This window comes from Enterocloster sp. HCN-30185, from assembly GCF_037890305.1.
In the GTDB taxonomy this organism is placed as follows: Bacteria; Bacillota; Clostridia; order Lachnospirales; family Lachnospiraceae; genus Enterocloster.
The window spans coordinates 87,649-105,784 of sequence record NZ_JBBKBT010000006.1 but is presented as its reverse complement, the minus strand read 5'-3'; the positions used below and the strand labels follow the sequence as shown (position 1 = coordinate 105,784).

Below are 18,136 nucleotides of genomic sequence, written 5' to 3'. Positions count from 1 at the left end.
TTGAACCTGACGGATGAAATCATCCTGGAGAAGCAAACTGAAGTTTAGTAGGAGCGCCGGAGCAGAGCCACGTTACAGGTGATACGCATTAGAGGATGCGGAGATGAGCTGAATTTTATTCAGGAATTAAGGTGGTACCACGGTTTTTAATCGTCCTTTTTATAAGGGCGATTTTTTTTATTTTAAAGGAGGTTTTTTATTATGAAACTGCAAAAGAAACAAATCCTGCTGGTGAGCTTTATGCTCTTTTCCCTGTTTTTCGGGGCAGGAAACCTGATATTCCCGCCATTTTTAGGACAGAATGCCGGAAGCCAGACTCCTCTTGCCATTGCATCCTTCCTGATCACGGCCGTAGCCCTTCCCGTCCTGGGCGTCATCGTTGTGGCGAAGTTTGACGGTCTGGAAAAGCTTGCAAGAAGGGTTAATCCGAAATTTGCCATCGTATTTACCATTCTGATCTACCTTTCCATCGGCCCGGGACTCGGTATCCCCAGAGCAGCCTCCCTTCCCTTTGAAATGGCAGTAGCTCCCTATCTTCCCAAAGAAGCGAACCTGTCTTTATTCATGCTCGGGTTTTCCCTTGTATTTTTCCTCATTGCCGGATGGCTGGCTCTTACCCCTAATAAACTGGTAGAGAGAATCGGAAAATTTTTAACCCCAAGTCTGTTATTTTTACTGCTTTTTGTATTTTTTAACTTTCTTTTAAAGGGAAATGTCCATGTGGCAGGTCCGCAGGAAAGCTATGCTTCCAATCCTCTTGTGAAAGGCTTTCTGGAGGGTTATATGACTATGGACACGATTGCAGCCTTGAATTTCGGCCTTGTAATCGCTACCACCATTACAGGACTGGGAATCAGCCGTAAATCGGATGTGATGAAATATACGGTGATGACCGGTATTTTCGCAGGACTTATCCTGGCCGGTGTCTATCTCATTCTGGCTTATATGGGTATGAGCTCTTCCGGTGTGTTCCCGATTCAGGAAAACGGCGCATGGACTCTGCGCTGCATCGTGCATCAGCTCTTTGGGGATACGGGCGCCGTTCTTCTGGCAGCCATCTTTACTCTGGCCTGCCTGACAACCTGCGTGGGACTGATTACCTCTATCTCCCAGTATTTTTCAACCCTGACTACCCGGCTGTCCTACCGCCAGCTGGTTTTTCTGATCGCAGGTTTTTCCTTTGTAGTCTGCAATCAGGGACTCAATGTGATTTTAAGTATTTCCGTACCTGTACTGGATGCAATTTATCCGATTTCCATCATGCTGATCGTGCTCGGACTGTGTGATGCAAAGCTGGGACATATTCCATTTATCTATCCCTGTACCATCGGCTCTGTGGGATTCATCAGCGTCGTATACGCGGCTGAAAACATCGGCCTGGAACTTGGCGTTTTAAGCCCCATCTTCCACTCCCTTCCACTGTATTCTTCCGGTTTGGGATGGACCGTTGTCGCTGTCTTTGTTATGGCGGTATGTATTCTCACCTTCCGCTTTTTACCGGTCCGCTCTGAAATCCAGTCATAATAAAACGAAGCTCCCTGTATACTGAACTAACCGTATACAGGGAGTTGTTTGTTATTATGAAAAATGATGGATCCTGGGATTTTTCATTCTGGGGAATCATACTCACGGGAGTATTATTTTTAATGGCCTATGGAGCCGGCCAGTGGACTGCAAGACAGGCAGAGGCGGGATTTTTCGGCCCTTCTGACCATCTTGAAGCATCTGCGGACGGAAATTGGGGACTGGGTTTTCCTGAAAAAGGAAAAACACCCGTTGGAAATGCCTCTGCCGAATATTTAAAAAAATACCATGCCTGGTATGCCGGAAATCCGGACGAAAAAGTAATCTATCTCACCTTTGATGCAGGCTACGAAAATGGAAACACGGAACCGATCCTGGATGCACTGAAAAAACATCATGCACCGGCAGCCTTCTTTTTAGTGGGAAACTATCTGGAAACAAGCCCTGAACTTGTAAAGCGGATGGTATCGGAAGGCCATATTGTGGGCAATCACACCTATCACCATCCCGATATGTCAAAGATTTCCGGCAAAGAAGCCTTCCAAAAAGAGCTGTCTGACCTAGAAGCCCTCTATGAGCAGACCACTGGCCAGAAAATGAAGCGATACTACCGTCCTCCTCAGGGAAAATACAGCGAAAACAACCTGCAAATGGCAAAGGATATGGGATATCAGACCTTTTTCTGGAGCCTGGCCTATGTGGACTGGTATGAAGACAAACAGCCCTCGAAAGAAGAGGCCTTTGAAAAACTTCTGGGCCGCATCCATCCGGGGGCTGTGGTTCTCCTTCACAGTACCTCAAAAACCAATGGGCAGATTCTGGATGAACTGCTGACAAAATGGGAAGAAATGGGATATCGTTTCGAATCCCTGGATCATCTTACGGCTCAGTCTGCCAGATGATCCTCCCATTCCTTTTCCCGAAAACCCGGGAAGGCCCACTGGTCTGTAACTGCCAGAGGGCGTTTTACAAGCATACCATCGGATGCAAGAAGCTCCAGCTGCTCCTCCTCTGTCATCTGGGGCAGCTTGTCCTTAAGGCCCAGCTCCTTATACAGATTCCCGCTGGTATTGAAAAAGCGCTTTAAGGGAAGGCCGCTTTTCTTATGCCAGACGGCCAGTTCCTCCTTTGAGGGATTCTGTTCCTTAATGGGTCTTTTTTCATAGGAAATCCCCTTTTCATCCAGCCAGTTTAAGGCTTTTTTACAGGTACTGCATTTGTCATAGCACAATATCGTCAGCTTCATTCTTCTGATTCCTCCATTTCCAAACTTCCTGAAAAGTGACGGTCGTCCAATGTATGGGCCCTGATCCCTGTTCCCTTTCCATTCAGACACTGAATCTGTATCTCCCCGCCTGCAAGCTCTACGGTATCCTCATAAAGAGCCGTTTCCTCTCCGGTAAATACCAGTTTCCCCCCTTCGATCCGCAGGGCAGAGGGTTCATCCTGATTAAGCGTTTCCTCCTTCCACTCCCCCTCCAGGGCCGTTTCTCCCTGAAGCCTTAAGCTTCCTTCTCCGCGTATGGTAAGAGTACCTGCCCCCTTTTTCAGGGCGGCGTCTGTACTTAAAAGTTCGCTCTCTGTCCCCTTTTTCAAAACCAGGGTAAGATCTCCCTGGATTTCAAGAGCCGGAGTCTTTCTTTCCAGGCTGCCTGCCTTTAGTCCGTCCAGAGTCAGTGTGTATTGGCCTTTGGAATTTCTCAGCACCCATCCTTTTCCCTCCGTAACCTTTCCCTGCAAGGGAATGGGTATTTCTTCTCCGTCAATCGCCACATGGCTTAAAGGAACCTGAACCCTGGAGGTGGTAAGCCCCAGCTTTGACGCTGCAAAAAGCCCCAGAAATACAACGGCCGGACAGAAGAACATCACAAGGCCGATAAACAGAAGGGTCTTCACAATTCCCCCTGTAAATTCCTTCATATTTTCTCTCATCCCTGTTTTATCCTTTCCTGCACGTACATGGTGTTTTTAAGTTCCAAATCCTTTTTTGCCTGTTCTAACCGCCTGTAAAATTCCTCATAAAACCCTTTTGTTTCTCCATACGGCTCCATGTAAAACCGGTTCAGCACATAAAGACAGATTTTTTTTGATTTCTCCTGCCCTTCTGCTCCCAAAGAACGGATCCTTTCTCCCAATTCCTTTGTCATGTAGTGCCAGTCACTGATAAACTGCTCATAGGCCGCAAAATCAGGCGTATCCAGCCATTTGCGTACCCGTACCTTTGTCCGATTTTCCTTCCTGCACTCATGGATCTGGAGAAAATACCGGAAGCTTCCGTTTTCATAAAGACGGCCCAGAGGAAAGAGACGGCAGAAGCCTGGCCGGAATGTATGAATGGAACACCGGCCTTCTGAGTTTAAAAAGGAACAGGCCTCTTTCTCCCCCGTCATCTTTAAATACGGAAGGATCAGTCCGTCTGCCATTTTAAGACCCACAGCCTCCTTCATCAGCTCCTCAAAGCTTTTTCCAAGCCCCTCTGACAGGCGGCAGATATCATAAGGATCCAGCAGAATGGAATCCCCCATGCCCTGACAGCAGGCAGAGCAGCCCTCACAGTCTCCGCAGTCCGCCTTTACCATATCCTCTGCCCCGTAAAGCTTTCCATCGGAAATTTCCGCCAGATCAATCCTTCGTTCCATATTGTTCCCTCTTTCTTTTCCTTCCGGACATGTTACGGATCCACCTTAAGCCCTGCAAGCGCCGCGGCAAACGCATTGTTTAATGGTTCCGTTTCTTCTTTTTTCTGCTGGTTTAAGTAGCGGGCCACATCCTTTTTGGATACGCCGGCTCCTTCCTTCTTTCTCCGGTCCTTAAAAGCAGACAGCTTCTCCTTGTGACCGCAGCTGCATACGAAAATCTGTCCCTCTCCCTTTCCCCGCAGCTCCATTTTTTTATGGCATACAGGGCAGCGGGCATTGGAGGTCCGGGAGACAGTCTCTCTGTGACCGCAGGCCCGATCCTGGCAAACCAGCATCTGGCTGTTTTTTCCCTTTACAGAAAGCATCCGTTTTCCGCAGACCGGACATTTGGTATTGGTCAGGTTATCATGGCGAAACTGCCCTTCTCCTGTTTTAATCTGCCCCAGAAGTTCCTTACAGTAGTCACGGATTTCTTCCATAAATGCATCCCGCTTTAAGTCTCCCTTTGCAATGGCTGAAAGCTTCATCTCCCACTGGGCGGTAAGCTCCGGTTTTTTTAAGTCCTCCGGCACCAGCTCTAAGAGCTGTTTTGCCTTGGAGGTGAGGAAAATATCCTTTCCCCGCTTTTCAAGTAAAAAACTGGAAAAAAGCTTTTCGATGATATCTGCACGGGTCGCTACCGTGCCAAGTCCCCCTGTCTCTCCCAGCGTTTTTGCCATAGCCTTATCCTTTGACTCCATATAAGCAGCCGGATTTTCCATGGCAGACAGAAGGCTGGCCTCATTAAAGGGCGCAGGGGGCTTTGTCTTCCCCTCCGTCATGGCAAGAACTACTCCCTTCAGGACATCTCCTTCCTTCAGGCTCAAAAGTTTCTGGCTGTCTGCGCTGCTTTCTGCTGCCTCCGTGCTCTCATCTTCCTCCCATGAGCCGCTCTGTCCCTCATACGCTGTCTTCCAGCCCGTCTGGGTAACCACATTGGCCCTGGCTGTAAAGCGCTCGCTGCCGATCCGTACCGTTACCTCTGTCTGCTCATACTCGCAGGGCGGATACAGCACCGCCAGAAAGCGGCGGACAACCAGATCGTAGATCCGTCGCTCATCTACGGTCATGTGATCCAGCTGGACAAACTGTTCTGTGGGAATGATGGCATGGTGATCTGAAACCTTTGAGTTATCCACAAAAGCCATCTTCTGGGCAAGAGGACGGTTGATCATAGTCCCTGCGATCTTTCGGTATGGCCCTACAGAGCAGGCTTTTAAGCGCTCCTTTATCGTTGGGACAATGTCCTGGCTCAAATATCTGGAATCCGTTCTGGGGTACGTCAGTACCTTATGATTCTCATACAGCCGCTGCATGATGTTTAATGTTTCCTTGGCTGTATAATTATACTGTTTATTGGCGTCTCTCTGAAGCTCTGTCAGATCATATAAAAGCGGCGGCTGCTTCTTTTTGGGCATTCTTTTGATCTGCTCTGCCTGGGCAGACTCATTTTTAAGAGAGGACAAAAGTCCCTCTATCCGCGCCCGGTCAAAGGAACTGCTGCTGGATGCAGCCTTATCCTGCCAGGTAAAGGAAATCCCCTGAACCCTGGCTTTCATTCCATAATAAGGTTTCGGCACAAAGGCTCTGATCCGCTCCTCTCTGGCTGCAATCATGGCTAATGTAGGCGTCTGCACCCGTCCGCAGGATAACTGAGCATTATATTTGCAGGTCAATGCCCTGGTGCTGTTGATCCCAACCAGCCAGTCTGCCTCGGCTCTGCACAATGCGGCGTCCCGGAGGGATTCATACTCTTTTCCGTCTTTTAAGGAGGCAAATCCCTCTTTAATCGCCTTATCCGTAACGGATGAGATCCAAAGCCGCTTAATCGGCTGACGGCTTCCCGCCTTTTTAAGAATCAGCCTCGCTACCAGCTCTCCTTCCCGTCCCGCATCTGTGGCAATGATCACCTGGGAAATATCCTTCCGGTGAAGCTGGGATTTTACTGCCTGATACTGCTTTCCGGTCTGTTTGATCACTTCCAGCTTAAAAGGATCGGGAATCATGGGAAGATCCTCCATCCTCCACTCCTTATAGCGGGCGTCGTAGCTCTCCGGATCCGCCAGTTCCACCAGATGGCCCAGCCCCCAGGTTACTACGTAGCGTTCTCCCTCAATGGCTCCATTTATATTTTTTCCGCATTTCAGCACGCGGGCAATGTCACGGGCCACAGAAGGCTTTTCAGCAATTACCAGCGCTTTCATGCTTCCATTCCTCTTAAACAGGTTTCAATATTATCCAGTACCTTTTTGCTTAAAAGGCCAAAGGCCTGTCTGGTTCTTCCAGCAGAAACTCCTGCGCAGATAACGTTTGGATGATCCTTTAAAATGCCTTCTGTATCTCCAAGGGCTCCTGCGGTGTCGCAGATAAAATAACCGCCCTCATGATCCAGCCATTCTGCCAGCGCCTCCACCTCATGAGCCGGCCCAATGGATGTGTTAAAGAGAAGCTTTCCCTTTCCCAAAGCGTCAAATTCCTCTTTGTGAAGCAGGATCACATTTTTATTCAGACAGGCAAATACCACCTGGCTTTCTGCCAAAAGCTCCTTTAACGGACGGTAGGCAAAGCCTGCTGCCTCCTTTTCCGGCTTGCGGGTACGGCTGAAATAGGAAACCTCCGCTCCCATAAACTGCAGCGCCTCTGCAATCATGGTTCCGGAAACACCAAGGCCGATGATACCAGCCTTTAAACCGGTAATCTCCGTAGGGATGTCATAGAGCATGGGGCGGTCAAACCCGTGAAGGAACCGCACCAGCTCGCTTAAAACGAATTCTACCACGCCCCGGTCTCCGTAATCCCGGATGCCCAGTACACGGATTCCTCTCTCTCTGGCGCAGGCAATATCTACATTGGCGCTCTCCTCTGAATAAAGGCTGCAGCACATACCGATATAACGGATCTGTGGACATGCCTCAATCACATTCCGTCCAATCCTTGTGGTATAGCTTACTAAAACCGCATCTGAATCACCGATGCGCCGGATGATCTCCTCATCATTTTCAGGGATATCTCTGTATAATACAACTTCTTCTGCATAGGTATGAAGCTTTTCCTCCGCCCAGTCCTCCAGGCTGACCGGTTCAATGGCAGTCAGTTTACGAAACATTTCTATCTCCTTTCTTATAATCCATTTTCGGATATTATCATTTTAAATATAAAGTCGGTTAAAATACAACAGGTGACAGGATATTTCTCAGCACGGCTACGGTGCTCCATCCTGCAATGGCGCTGGTACGGGAATAGATATCTACTACTGCCTCTACCTCATCCGGACCGCCGATCTTTGCCGTAATTTTGTGGTCGTCTCCTGCCATACCGGGAACACTGGTGATATCCACTGTAGTTTCATCCGGGCCTGCTGTAGCAAGAGAGGAAGCGACCGCCACATTTACCTTGGTCGGCAGAAGACCGATAGCCTCCTTCGCGCTGCCGGAAAAAGCAGCCGCTTCTTCTGGATCTGTCATGAAATAATCTTTAAAGACCGGTGTTCCCATCAGGGATGCCGGCCCTTTTCTGGTAGAAATTCCGGCTGTAAGATAACCGTCCAGACTTCCGGCCTCAGAAGCAGACAGCCCCTCTGCCTTCATCTTCTGTGCCAGGGCCATCAAAGATGTGGTGCGAAGCACATCAAAGCCGCCTACCGCTCCGGATGCCAGATAAATCCTGGTGCCGTGCTCCATAGCACAGTTTTTTGCCTGCTCATAAAATTCCTGGTCTGCAAATGCTCCGATGGAAAGAACGACCAGGCTGGCTCCCTGACAGAGAATGGTTTTGGCATAGTCTTTAATGGATTTTACAGACGCAGCTTCTGCCACATAATCCGGCTTGTCCTCCATCAGCTCTTCAATGGTGCTGCAGGCTCTGCAGCCTGCCTTTGCAGCCAGCGCCTCTGTTTTCTCCTTTGTCCGTCCCAGGATGCCGGTAAGTTTATAGCCCTCAAGCAGTCCCATATTATACGCCTCGACTACAATCCCGGACAGATATCCATTTCCCAGTAATGCCAGTTTCTTCTTTGTTTGATCCATCTTAAATTACCCCTTTTTCTTTTATGATTCTCCGCTCACCTGGACTGTGCTTCCCACACCGCCTGTTTTGCGGTTTTTAGTTACAGTAATCCTTCGGCTGATTCTCTCTTTTAATTCAGATACATGGGAAATAATCCCCACCATCCGCTGCCCTTCTGCCAGACTGTAGAGAGCCTTCATAGCCTGGTTTAGAGCTTCCTCATCCAGAGAGCCAAAGCCCTCATCCACGAACATAGCGTCCAGGCGGATTCCTCCGGCATTTGACTGTATCTCATCTGCCAGCCCCAAAGCCAGGGACAAAGATGCCTGGAAAGTTTCTCCGCCGGAGAGTGTTTTCACACTGCGTTCACTTCCATTATAATGGTCAATGACATTTAATTCCAGTCCTGCCTTTTCTTTTTTATTTTCTCCTGCCGCCTGACGCTTTAATTCATACTGACCGCTGCTCATAGTCATCAGGCGGAGATTCGCCCTTCGCAGGATACGGTCAAAAAACGCGGTCTGGACATAGGTTTCAAATTCGATTTTCGGCTTTCCGCTTAATGTTCCTCCCGCTGTATCGGCCAGAGCCTTCATCCACACATACTCCTGTTCCGCAGCTGCCATCTTCGCTTCCTTCCCCTGAACTGCATTAAAAATACGGCGGTTATTCTCCATTTCCGCATACAGCTGGCTCCGCTGTGCGGCTTTTTTCTCTTTTTTTTCAGAAAGTACGGCTTTACAGGCCAGAATTTCCGGCTCAGAAAGCAGCTCTGCTTCCTTATTTTGCTCTCTCAGCGTGGAAACGGCAGACTGTAAGGCTGTAAACCTGGTATTACATTCCCGAAATGCTTCGGCTGCCTGCTCATAGGACTTTTCCAGTCCGGACTTTTCCCTGCGCCAGCTTTCAATCTGTACAGAGAGCGTCTCTTCTTTCCAGTCTTCCAGATGCTCGTTCTTCTCTTTTTCCTGCTCCCTCAGAGAATCCATTTTGGCTTTCAGGGAGGCTTCTTCCGCTCTCAGCCGGCTGATCCTTTCCCTGCAGGCTGAAAGCGCCTGTTCCTTCTGCAAAAGGATCTGCCTGAGAGAAATAAATTCCTGAACAAGCGCCTGATTGGAGGCTGTTTTCTCTTTCAGTCCTTTGAGTTCTGCTTCCAGGCTCTGGACAGCCTGTTTCAAAGCCGTAAGAATATAAGCCTCCTCTTCTTCCCGTCCCAGAGCTGTTTGGATATCCTGTAAGGCCTGTTCCTTCTGCGTCCGTATTACCTCCATTCGGCGCAGACGGTTCTGATACTGTTCCTGGCTTTCCTTCCACCTTCTTTGTTCCTGTTCCTGCAGCCTCCCAAGTTTTTTTCGCAGGACAATTTCCTCTGAAATCTGAGCGATCTGTCCGGAAAGCGCTGCAATACGAAGTTTCAGGATCTGCCCCGCCTGCTCCGGTCTTATATCCGTCTCCTCCGTTCCCAGACCAGACCGGATGCTCTTGCCAAGCTCTGCACATTCCCGGTTCCCATGCTCTGCCTCTGCGCAAAACGCCCGAACCCGATCCTCAGCCTGGCTCAGCCTGGCTTTTTTCTGCTCCAATTCTGTCTTTTCCGGAACCCGTTCAGGCCTTATGGCAGGCGCCGGATGATGAAGAGAGCCGCAGACCGGACATCTTTCCCCTTCTTTTAAATGATCTGCCAAAATCCCCGCCTGTGCATCCAAAAAGAGCTGCTCAAACTGGTCATACTCCTGTCTGAGACGGGATTTTTCCACACTTGCCAGACGGTACTGCTCCTGAATCTTTAAAAGCGTTTCCTCTTTTTCCTTCCAGCGGCCACAGACCTGATCTAACTGCTTTAATCCTCTTGCTTCCTCTGTTTTTTTCACTAAAAGCACATCCCGGTCCATCAGGCTGTCGATTTTTTCCTGTCCCTTTGCAAGAGCTGCTTCCTGTTCCTTTAATGCCTCCTCATCCAGACGGATTGCCTCCCGCTCCTGCTTCCCGGCCTCCAACAGCTGGAAATACCGCTTCCCGCAGCTTACCAGTTCTGTTTTTCTGGCCGTCGTTCGCTCTGTTTCGTAGGCTAACTGCTCCCGCCTTGCTTCTGCTCCCGCAAGCGCTTCCTGCCTGTTTTTCCCTTTTTGGATTTCTTCTTCCAAAAGCTCTTCCTGCTTCCTGCAAAGCCCATACTCTTCCTGGATCTTTTGCAGACTGCTTTCCTTATCCTTAAGTTCCTTCTTCAGACCAGAAAGCGCCGTAAACTGCTCTAACTGCCCCATTCCCTTCCGTATCTTTTCATCAAGCGCTTTGCAGTAAACTGTCCTTTCTTCTGCTTCCTTAAGCTGCACGGCACGTTCCTCCAGAACCGGAGCCAGTTCCCTTTCTTCTGTTTCCCTAAGCTTTAACTCCTGTACCAGCCTGCGCCTCTGTTCTGCTTTTCCCAGAAGCTGATCCTGTTCCTGGATTTCTTCCTCCAGTCCTCTGATCTCCTTATCCAGCTGAAACAGGCTGTTCTTATCCATCTCCAGAAGCCGGCTCAAAAGTTCCATGCCGCGGACGGCTTTTCCGTCAAAATGTTCTTTTTTCAGAGTCTTAAATTCTGCGTCAATTTCCGGCGCACATCCGCACTGTACTCCGTCCAGATACTGACTGATACTGCGCCGCATCTCATCATAGTCCTTCCAGCGTTCTTTTACTGCATATTTCAAACGATTTTGAAGTTCCTGACAAGGCTCTGTATGAAAAATACGCCTGAAAATCTCTGACCGCTCTGCGGTTCCGGCTAAGAGAAGCTTTTGAAAATCTCCCTGGGCGATCATGGCAATCTGAGTGAACTGGCGGTAGTCCAGCCCCAAAAGTTCTGTAACAGCCTTTGTGACCTCCTTATTCTTTACGATTGGCGGACGGCCGTCAAAAAAGATCAGTTCCGCATCACTTTTCTGAACAGTAAAGCCGGTCCCTCTCCCTTTTGGACGCAGATACTCCGGATTACGTCGGACACGGTATCTCTTTTCCTGAATAGAAAAAGTCAGCTCTGCAAATGTGGGCGTCTGCTCTGATGCATATTTGCTTCGAAACATTCCCGCTTCTCTGATCTCTCCGCTGGCTTCTCCGTACAAGGCAAAGGAAATGGCATCGAAAATCGTCGTTTTCCCGGCCCCCGTATCTCCTGTGATCAAAAACAGGCCCCTGTCTCCCAGCTTTTCAAAATCAATTTCAATTTCCTCCGCATAAGGCCCAAAGGCGCTTATGATCAGCTTTTCCGGTTTCATCCTCTATTCCTTTATCTCTTCCATAATATGTTTGACAAACGCTTCCTGCTCTGGGCTCATGGGCTGATTGTTCTGCTGCTCATAAAACCGCGAAAACAACTCCAGCTCCGAAAGCTCTTCCTGCTTTTCCCATTCTCTTATCTCTGCGTCTTTTCTGGTACGGCGGTTATCGTATTCCAGGCGCATAATATTAGGGTAAATGGTACGCAGCTTCTGGAGACCATCCGGTATATCCTCCTCATCTGTAAGAGTCACCTGGATATAATCCTGCTGATCGGTTCCCTCATAAAAAGCCCGATCCGTTACCTCCATATACGTACCGCGTATCTTTCTCATATCACGCAGCGGTATGAGAGGAAGAGTTTTTATCTGCACATTTCCTTTTTCTTCCAATTCAACCACGGTAATGGATTTCTCCTGGGATACTTCAGAAAAGGAATACTTAAGAGGCGTACCGCAGTAGCGCACCTCTTTGCGCCCCACACTCTGAGGGCTGTGGATATGGCCTAAGGCCACATAGTCAAACGCATCAAAGAGGGAGGCGTCCCCATTGTCCAGCCCCCCTACAGTCACTTCTTCTGATTCACAGCTCATAGCCCCTGTGATAAACTGATGAGCTGCAAGCACATTCCGTTCTCCTTCTAGCAGCTCCATATGCTCCACTGCAGTCCTTAAAGCTGTCTGATAATCAACGATCCCTTCCGCCTCCTTGGGAAATGCATGGCGTACCGATAAAGGACGCACAAAGGGCAGAAGGTGGATCCGGATCCTTCCAAAGGAATCCTTAAAGTCAACCGTCTCCACCTTCCCCTCATAAACCGGGGACAGAAAAATGTTTCTGGCATTCATAAGCCTGGCGCCGAATGCCAGCCGCTCTGCCGAATCGTGGTTTCCGCTTACAATACACACCGGACACGCTCTGTCTGCAAGCTCTGTAAGAAACCAGTCAAACAGGCTGACCGCCTCTGCAGACGGTACTGCTTTGTCATAGATATCACCCGCCAGGATCAGTACATCCGGCTTCTCCTTATGGACCCATTCCAGAATACGGCTCAAAATATACTGCTGATCCTCCAGCATGGAAAACTCATTTACCCGTTTTCCAAGATGAAGATCCGAAAGATGAAACAGTTTCATTCTTCTCTGCTCCTTCTGCCTTTACGTTTCTTTTTCTCTTCATACATCCGTTCATCCGAAATATGCATCAGCACATGGTAATCCGTTCCGTCCTCCGGATAAAACGCATATCCAACGGAAAATTCCACAGTTCCCAAAATATGTTTCATCTCAGGATCCATAAAAACCTCGCCGCGGTGAGCCTCAAAGTCCCGGAAAACCTTCTCTGCCTCCTCCTTTGAAGCGTAACCATAAAGAAATGCCGAAAATTCATCGCCTCCCATTCTGGCGCTGATAAAACGTTTCTCTCCCGAAAATTCAATCTGACGGCCAATTTGACGTAAATAAACATCTCCCATATGATGTCCGTACATGTCATTGATCCCCTTTAGTCCATCTGCATCCAGCATGATCATCACTCCGCTTCCAATAGCTCCGGGATCGGCAAACAGAGCCTCCAGCCGTTCCGTAAAGCCCCGGCGGTTATAAAGCAGCGTCAGGCTGTCTCTGCTGCTCTGTTCTCTTAAGCGATTGATCTCATTCCACCACTGGGAAACGTCCGTAACGCACCAGGTCGTACTCTGTTCATCTGTAAATTTTTCAATTCTGGCAAAAACCGTTTCCCCGTTTCTGTCATATTCATAAAGAGATTTTCCTACATCCACAGGATGGTTCTCCGCTTCTTCCAGCTTTTTCCTTATCCTGTTGCTCAAAGCATCATTATTTTCATCTGCATCAGAAATCCCAAGAATTTTCAGAATACGGTTGTTCATAAAGGTTTTTTTATAAAAATGGTTATATTCAAATACTCCCACCGGAACACGGCTGTTTTCAATCACATGATCCATCTTATCCCAGTTTAAACGGATACTCTTTAAAAGAGCATTGATATACTGAACCAGCTCGTCAAATTCTAAAATTCCCGTGTGGATGGTAAGATTGGTCAGATCTCCCCCTTCTATTTTTTTCAATTCACCTACAATCGCAGTCAGATTCCCTGCAAGTTTTACTTTCATGTACCACATGATAATCCACAGAACGGCCACAGACGCCCCCAGTATATAGAGAAATACAAGCAGAGTAGACTGCACCGCGCTGCGCAGCGGATAAGCTGACACAAAAGAACGCACCAGGAGATATTGACCGTAATATTTTGTATAGACACAGAATTTCCGGCCGTTATACCGATAGTGGCCGGAAGCAGGAGCTTTTATTTTATCTTCCGTTTTAAGTTCTTCATGAATATCCAGCCCATTCATTCCAGGGACAGTCGAAGCTTCGATCTTCCCTGTGTTTGTATTGATTATATGCAGATATCCCATAAGACCGGAAGGTATCTCAGAAACCACCTTTTTCAGGCTTTTTTCCTCCATCTGCTTTAAAAGGCGTTTGGGTTCCATCCCGATCTGGACAATTCCGCTTTTATCTTCCATCCATACTGCCGCATACTCCATCATCTTTCCTTCTGCAGTATTGGGAGTGATCTCCCGACACAACTCCAGAGAAGTATCTTCCAGCATGGAAAGAAAAAACTGCATCTGTTCTCCATCCCGGAATGTAAAACCATAATACCTGGGATGGGTACCCGCATAAATCTCCCCCTGAGGATCAATAAAATGGATCTCATCTACATCCAGCTTTTCAGCCAGCTCCTTCGTATGCTCCAGATCTGTAATATACCCCGGATTATGTTCCACAAAGTAGGCAGCCATTTTAGCTGACTGAATACATTTTTGAGAAAAGTCCCTTTTCTCCCGCTCCAGATCATATATATTGTTCCGTATAAGCTGTTCCAGCTGCCAGAATATCTCTTCTGAATTCTGCTTCTGGTTCTGATGCTGTATATATAACTGTAATGCCACATTCGTCGGAAGGATCAAAATAATTAAAATCAGTATCATAAACCTTGCCATTCCGGGCAAAGTCTTTTTTATACTGTTACCTGTCATACTCCTCTCTCCACTGCTCAAATTCCCCAACAGGCAGAGGCTTAGAATAAACATAACCCTGAATCAAGTCGCAGCCCATCTTCCTCAGCATTTCCACCTGTTCCTTTGCTTCAATTCCTTCAGCTACCACATCCATATCCAGGCTGTGTGCCAGCTGAATAATGCTTCCTACAATTTTTCTTGATTTGTCATTTTCGTTGACAAAAAAACTGCGATCCATCTTTAGTGTATCAACTGCAAACTCTTTTAACATGGAAAGGGATGAATAAGCAAAGCCAAAATCATCCAATGCAACACGAAGTCCGCAGGACCGGAAACCGTTTAAGACGGCTTTTACAAAAGGAATCTGATTTTCCTCCAAAAGAATAGTTTCCGTAAGTTCCATTTCTATCACGCCCTCAGGAATATCATACCGGTCAAGGATCCGTTTGTACTCCTTCCATATCTCGCTGCCAGCCTCTCTTAAGTGGAAGCGTGACACATTGACCGATATGGAAACCAGTGCCTTTTTCTCCTTGATCCAGCGATCGATCAGGCGGCAAACCTCTTCAAACATATAAAGATCCAGGGAGCAGATTTTCCCGTTTTTCTCAAAAATCGGAATAAATTCAGAGGGATAGATCACCCCTTCCTGGGGATGAAACCATCTTACAAGGGCCTCTGCCTGACAGGCTCTGGTTTCTGAAGGAGACACTTTCGGCTGAAGATAAACCTTGAAATCCCTGTTTTTTACAGAATCCTCAAAAAGAGTATTCAGCCGCTCCTCCCTTTCAAGCATATTTGCAATACCTGCATTGTAAAAGCTGCATACATTGTCTGTATCCGACAGCTTGCTGGCATAAATTGCCTTATTCATCGCTGTAGGAACTCCTCCTGCAATATCCAGACGGCAGGCGCCAACCGCAAAATCAATGCTGTACTCGCTGAATTTACAACGGATCCGCTCGTTTACTGCTTCTTTCATTTTGAGGATTCGACGGTTGACCTCCCGATCGTCCTCTTCCTTTAATAACAGGAAGAAATGATCCATGCTGCTCCTGCTCACCAGCTCCTCTTCATTTATAAGTCCGGAAAGCATACGGTAGATAAACTGAAGCATCAGATTCCCATCTTCTTCGCCCCAGCTTTCGTTAATATGTCGGAAATCTTTAATATTCAGATACACAACGATCCATTCGTGAAGCCTGTGTCCTTCCGTATTTTGCGTACCCAGCTTTATAAAGCCTTCGCGGCTCCAGCCTCCGGTAAGAGGCTCTGTAACAGAAAGCCTCTCCCACCTCTGGTTTTCCTTCATCAGATGTCCGATCAATACGCCCAGCAAAACCATGACAGCCACTACTACCGCGGCATAAACATCCATATGACGTTCGATCTGGGCCATCAGAAAATCGGACGGGATCACGGCTGCCTGTACCCAGTCCGTATCCCTTACCTCATACAAGGAAACAAAAACCTCCTGTCCGTTCGGCATCACCGCTTCATAGACCTGCCTGTCTCCTTCCAGCTCCCTTCCTGTCTCTAGAAGAGCATAGAGCTGCTGATCTGTAACTGATAAAGCTGACTTTTCATCTGCGATCAGGATCTCTCCATCTTTTCTGTCAATGAGAAAGCTGGCTCCCTGCTCCTGATAATCTGCCCGGAAGACCAGAGCCTTGATGCTCCAGTAGTTCTGAAGTCCTACTACAACCGCTTCTGTTCCATCCCCATAATGTACAGGAGCAGTAAAGATAAGATTCTGATCTGCTACATAGGAGGTTACCTGTTTTTCCCATATGTCCGGATTTTTCTCAAACCACTGGCTCAGATAATCCGGACAGGCAGATTCGGGAAACACACTGCCGTCTTCAAAAAGAACCATAAGTCCTTCCAACTCCACGGCGGCTGTCTTTCTGGATATAAAATCCTCTGTGAGAAGAAATTGGGGCATTCGGCTCAGGGTATCGGCAAAGTCCGATACAAACTCTCTTCCCATTTTCAGACGGTATGAAATCTGGCTTGCAACCTGCTGATTGTTTTCTGACACATACCGCTCTACCACCTGGTTCATCATCCGTTCAAAGGATACGGTATTTCCAGCACCTACTGCCAGACAGAACATAGCAACCAACACCGCGCAGATGGTAAAAATACGGCTTCTCTTTCTAATGGTTTCCATGTTCCGCCCCCCCCCCCCAATTTTTTTCATATATTTCATCCTCTGTATGCAATCAATTACCTGCCGTTACTGCAGCTGCTTTTTATAAACAGCAATTACCTGCTTCATTGCCTCAGGCCCGGGAGCACCAATGGTCATGCGCTTCTCGACACAGGTCTTCATACTGATTGCTTCATAAATATCTTCCTCAAATACGGGACTGATCTCCTTATATTCCTCCAGGGAAAGATCATCCAGCGCAATGCCTTTTTCAATACATAAAAGCACCAGCTGTCCTACAATACCATGGGCATCTCGGAAGGGAACGCCGTGATTTACCAGATAATCGGCAGCATCTGTCGCATTTGTAAAGCCTCTCTTTGCGCTGGCTTCCATTACATCTTTTCTGAAGGTCATAGAGGAGATCATCCCTGTAAACAGGGCAAGACAGCCTTTTACCGTATCAATAGCATCAAAGGTAAGCTCCTTATCCTCCTGCATATCTTTATTATAAGCCAGAGGAATTCCCTTCATAGTTGTCAGCATGGACATCAGAGCTCCATAGACACGGCCGCTCTTTCCGCGGATCAGCTCGGCAATATCGGGGTTCTTCTTCTGGGGCATAATGCTGCTTCCGGTGCTGTAGGAATCGTCGATCTCCACAAACCGGTACTCATTTGTATTCCAGATAATAATTTCCTCACAGAAACGGCTTAAATGCATGGAAATAACAGACAGGGCGCTTAAAAGCTCAATAAGATAATCCCGGTCTGATACGGAATCCATGGAATTTAAGGTAGGCCCTGCAAATTCCAGAAGCTCTGCCGTATAAGACCGATCTAGAGGATAGGTCGTGCCTGCCAGAGCGCCGGAGCCTAAAGGACAGTAATTCATCCGTCTGCGGATATCGGCCAGACGGGAGCGGTCTCTTGAAAACATCTCAAAATAAGCTCCCATATGGTGAGCCAGCGTAATGGGCTGTGCCTTCTGCAAATGGGTAAAGCCCGGCATAAAGGTTTCTGTATTTGCCTCCATGATCACAAGGAGTTCCTCTAAGAGCTTCTTTACCAGACCGTCAAGCTCGTCAATTTCATCCCTTGTATACAGCTTCATGTCAAGGGCGACCTGATCGTTGCGGCTGCGGCCTGTATGAAGGCGCTTTCCTGCCTCTCCGATCCTCTCTGTAAGAGTTCCCTCTACAAACGAATGGATATCCTCATAACCGGAACCAGCCGGAATGATCAAAGTGCCCTCGTCCAGATCCTGCCGGATCCCTTCCAGTCCCTTTATAATATCGTCTCTGTCCTTCTCAGAAAGGATTCCCTGCTTTGCCAGCATCTTTACATGAGCAATGCTTCCTCTGATATCCTGACGGTAAAATTTCTGATCAAATGAAAGAGATTCGTTAAAATTCTGTACCAGCTGATCCGTTTCCTTAGTAAAACGTCCGCCCCAAAGCTTCATAATAGTAGT

General features: G+C 47.9%; 13 protein-coding genes and 1 other annotated feature (1 of these 14 cut by a window edge). Of the genes, 2 read left to right on the top strand and 11 right to left on the bottom strand.

Features of this window, described 5'->3' with window-relative positions:
• Positions 1 to 161: a binding site (T-box leader), on the top strand; it begins 73 nt to the left of the window's first position.
• 40 nt (positions 162 to 201) lie between these two features.
• Both brnQ and pdaA read left to right on the top strand, forming a co-directional pair.
• Positions 202 to 1,524 (top strand): branched-chain amino acid transport system II carrier protein, encoded by a 1,323-nt coding sequence (gene brnQ, locus WKT10_RS08820; RefSeq protein WP_340276735.1) that lies wholly within the window; start codon positions 202 to 204, stop codon positions 1,522 to 1,524.
• 56 nt (positions 1,525 to 1,580) lie between these two features.
• The gene (gene pdaA / locus WKT10_RS08815) at positions 1,581 to 2,426 is read left to right on the top strand and encodes a delta-lactam-biosynthetic de-N-acetylase (protein ID WP_340276733.1); all 846 of its coding nucleotides are present in this window, start codon (positions 1,581 to 1,583) and stop codon (positions 2,424 to 2,426) included.
• Here pdaA and WKT10_RS08810 read toward each other — a convergent pair.
• From WKT10_RS08810 to argH, 11 genes are all read right to left on the bottom strand, one after another.
• Complete coding sequence (locus tag WKT10_RS08810) at positions 2,411 to 2,770, bottom strand: arsenate reductase family protein (protein WP_066543689.1); 360 nt, start codon at positions 2,768 to 2,770, stop codon at positions 2,411 to 2,413. The two genes, pdaA and WKT10_RS08810, sit on opposite strands and share 16 nt — an antisense overlap.
• A complete protein-coding gene (locus WKT10_RS08805; RefSeq protein ID WP_340276731.1) occupies positions 2,767 to 3,456 on the bottom strand; it encodes a hypothetical protein in 690 nt (229 codons plus the stop codon). Before WKT10_RS08805 ends, WKT10_RS08810 begins: the two co-directional genes overlap by 4 nt.
• The gene (locus WKT10_RS08800; RefSeq protein ID WP_066543682.1) at positions 3,453 to 4,163 is read right to left on the bottom strand and encodes a YkgJ family cysteine cluster protein; all 711 of its coding nucleotides are present in this window, start codon (positions 4,161 to 4,163) and stop codon (positions 3,453 to 3,455) included. Before WKT10_RS08800 ends, WKT10_RS08805 begins: the two co-directional genes overlap by 4 nt.
• A gap of 32 nt (positions 4,164 to 4,195) precedes the next feature.
• Positions 4,196 to 6,406, bottom strand: coding sequence for a DNA topoisomerase III (locus tag WKT10_RS08795; protein WP_340276729.1), 2,211 nt, complete (start codon positions 6,404 to 6,406; stop codon positions 4,196 to 4,198).
• The gene (locus WKT10_RS08790) at positions 6,403 to 7,308 is read right to left on the bottom strand and encodes a D-isomer specific 2-hydroxyacid dehydrogenase family protein (RefSeq protein ID WP_337433196.1); all 906 of its coding nucleotides are present in this window, start codon (positions 7,306 to 7,308) and stop codon (positions 6,403 to 6,405) included. The genes WKT10_RS08795 and WKT10_RS08790 overlap by 4 nt, the downstream gene beginning before the upstream one ends.
• A gap of 58 nt (positions 7,309 to 7,366) precedes the next feature.
• The gene (locus WKT10_RS08785; protein ID WP_296037280.1) at positions 7,367 to 8,227 is read right to left on the bottom strand and encodes an aspartate dehydrogenase domain-containing protein; all 861 of its coding nucleotides are present in this window, start codon (positions 8,225 to 8,227) and stop codon (positions 7,367 to 7,369) included.
• Positions 8,228 to 8,248: 21 nt separating this feature from the next.
• A complete protein-coding gene (locus WKT10_RS08780) occupies positions 8,249 to 11,464 on the bottom strand; it encodes an SbcC/MukB-like Walker B domain-containing protein (protein WP_340276726.1) in 3,216 nt (1,071 codons plus the stop codon).
• Positions 11,465 to 11,467: 3 nt separating this feature from the next.
• Positions 11,468 to 12,601: an exonuclease SbcCD subunit D gene (locus tag WKT10_RS08775; protein WP_340276724.1), complete on the bottom strand. Its 1,134-nt coding sequence runs from the start codon at positions 12,599 to 12,601 to the stop codon at positions 11,468 to 11,470.
• Positions 12,598 to 14,529 carry a sensor domain-containing diguanylate cyclase gene (locus tag WKT10_RS08770; protein ID WP_340276722.1) on the bottom strand — a complete coding sequence of 644 codons (1,932 nt, stop codon included), beginning with the start codon at positions 14,527 to 14,529 and terminating at the stop codon, positions 12,598 to 12,600. Before WKT10_RS08770 ends, WKT10_RS08775 begins: the two co-directional genes overlap by 4 nt.
• Positions 14,519 to 16,684 (bottom strand): EAL domain-containing protein, encoded by a 2,166-nt coding sequence (locus WKT10_RS08765; protein ID WP_340276720.1) that lies wholly within the window; start codon positions 16,682 to 16,684, stop codon positions 14,519 to 14,521. The genes WKT10_RS08770 and WKT10_RS08765 overlap by 11 nt, the downstream gene beginning before the upstream one ends.
• A gap of 66 nt (positions 16,685 to 16,750) precedes the next feature.
• Complete coding sequence (argH, locus tag WKT10_RS08760; protein WP_337932798.1) at positions 16,751 to 18,127, bottom strand: argininosuccinate lyase; 1,377 nt, start codon at positions 18,125 to 18,127, stop codon at positions 16,751 to 16,753.
• Positions 18,128 to 18,136 lie beyond the last annotated feature (9 nt).

Bases quoted from the DNA above. Each gene is read 5' to 3' on its own strand.
- brnQ (WP_340276735.1), top strand. From the start codon at position 202: ATGAAACTGCAAAAGAAACAAATCCTGCTGGTGAGCTTTATGCTCTTT.
- pdaA (WP_340276733.1), top strand. From the start codon at position 1,581: ATGAAAAATGATGGATCCTGGGATTTTTCATTCTGGGGAATCATACTC.
- WKT10_RS08810 (WP_066543689.1), bottom strand. From the start codon at position 2,770: ATGAAGCTGACGATATTGTGCTATGACAAATGCAGTACCTGTAAAAAA.
- WKT10_RS08805 (WP_340276731.1), bottom strand. From the start codon at position 3,456: ATGAGAGAAAATATGAAGGAATTTACAGGGGGAATTGTGAAGACCCTT.
- WKT10_RS08800 (WP_066543682.1), bottom strand. From the start codon at position 4,163: ATGGAACGAAGGATTGATCTGGCGGAAATTTCCGATGGAAAGCTTTAC.
- WKT10_RS08795 (WP_340276729.1), bottom strand. From the start codon at position 6,406: ATGAAAGCGCTGGTAATTGCTGAAAAGCCTTCTGTGGCCCGTGACATT.
- WKT10_RS08790 (WP_337433196.1), bottom strand. From the start codon at position 7,308: ATGTTTCGTAAACTGACTGCCATTGAACCGGTCAGCCTGGAGGACTGG.
- WKT10_RS08785 (WP_296037280.1), bottom strand. From the start codon at position 8,227: ATGGATCAAACAAAGAAGAAACTGGCATTACTGGGAAATGGATATCTG.
- WKT10_RS08780 (WP_340276726.1), bottom strand. From the start codon at position 11,464: ATGAAACCGGAAAAGCTGATCATAAGCGCCTTTGGGCCTTATGCGGAG.
- WKT10_RS08775 (WP_340276724.1), bottom strand. From the start codon at position 12,601: ATGAAACTGTTTCATCTTTCGGATCTTCATCTTGGAAAACGGGTAAAT.
- WKT10_RS08770 (WP_340276722.1), bottom strand. From the start codon at position 14,529: ATGACAGGTAACAGTATAAAAAAGACTTTGCCCGGAATGGCAAGGTTT.
- WKT10_RS08765 (WP_340276720.1), bottom strand. From the start codon at position 16,684: ATGGAAACCATTAGAAAGAGAAGCCGTATTTTTACCATCTGCGCGGTG.
- argH (WP_337932798.1), bottom strand. From the start codon at position 18,127: ATGAAGCTTTGGGGCGGACGTTTTACTAAGGAAACGGATCAGCTGGTA.